The 1,177-nt window shown below is 52.9% G+C and carries 1 protein-coding gene; it reads left to right on the forward strand.

Annotated features, from left to right (window positions below; genetic code table 11):
* A partial coding sequence (locus ACJJVZ_RS00010; protein WP_405621544.1) for a hypothetical protein occupies positions 1-1,177 on the forward strand: 1,177 nt, incomplete at both ends.

Genomic DNA, 1,177 nt, shown 5'->3' on the forward strand with positions numbered 1-1,177 from the left:
GAAAAAAGGGGGGGAGAACAGAAGGAGGAAAGAGAGAGAAGGGGGAAGGAGGGAAAAGGAAGGAGAAAGGAAGAGAGAGAGAGGGAAGGGGGGAAAGGAGGGGGGAGAGAAGGGAAGAAAGAAGGAGAGAAAGGGAAAAAGAAAAGGGAGAAGGAGGGGGAAGAGAAAGGAAAAAAAGGGGAGGGGGGAGGGGAGAAAGAGGGGAAGAGAGAGGGGAAGGAAGAAAAAAGGGAGGAAAAGAAAGGGGGAGGGAAAAGAGAAGAGGAGGAAGGAAAGAGAAGGAAAAGAAAGGGGAGGGGGAGAAGGGGGAAGAGGGGGAGAAAAGAAAAGAGGAAAAAGGGAGGAGGAAGAGAAAGGGGAGAGAAGGAAGGGAGGAGGGAGGGGAAGAGGAAAAGAGGGGGGGGGGGGGGGGGAAAGAAGAAGAAGGAAGAAGAGAGGAGAAGGAGGAGAGGGGGAGAGGAGAGGGGGAGAAGAGAAAGGGGAGGAGGGGAAAGAAAAGAGGGAGGAAGGGGGGAAGAAGGGGGGGAAAGGAGGAGAGAAAAAAAGGAGGGAAGAAAAAGAGGAAAGAGGAAGGAGAGGGGAAGGGGAAGAAGGGAGAAGGAGAGAAGAGGAAGGAAAGAGGAGGGAGGAAGGGGAGGAAAAGGAGAAGGGGGAGGAAAGGAAGGGAGAAAAAGGGAAGAGGGAAAGGGAAAGGAGGGGGGGAGAGAGGGGAAAAGAAAGGAGGGGAAGGGAAGGAGAGAGGAGGGAAAGGGAGGGGGGGAGGGGAGGAAGGAGAGGAGAGAAAGGGGGAGGAGGGAAAAGAAAGAGGGGAAAAGGGGGAAGAGAGAAGGGAGAAGAGAGGAAGGGGGAGAAAAGGAAGGAGAAGGAGAGGGCGAAGAAGGAAAGGAGAGCAACGAAGGAGAGGGGGGGAGAGAGGGGAGGGAAGGAAAACAACAGCGAAAAAAAAGAGAGGAGGAAAGAAAGGAAGAAAAGGGAGAAGAGGGAAAGAAGGAAAAAAAAAAAGAAGAGGGGGGAGGGAGGAAGGAAGAAAAAGAAAAGAAAGGAGGGGGGAGAAAGAAGGGAAGGGAGAAAGGGAGAGAGAAGAGGAAAAAGAAAAGGGGGGAAGGGAGGGAGAAAAAGGAGGAGAAAGAAGGAAAGGAGAAAGAAGGGGACCATGATCGGTTGGCCACTGCAGACA

It is taken from the genome of Pseudoalteromonas sp. Ld19 (genome assembly GCF_045064135.1).
Classification (GTDB): domain Bacteria; phylum Pseudomonadota; class Gammaproteobacteria; order Enterobacterales; family Alteromonadaceae; genus Pseudoalteromonas; species Pseudoalteromonas aliena.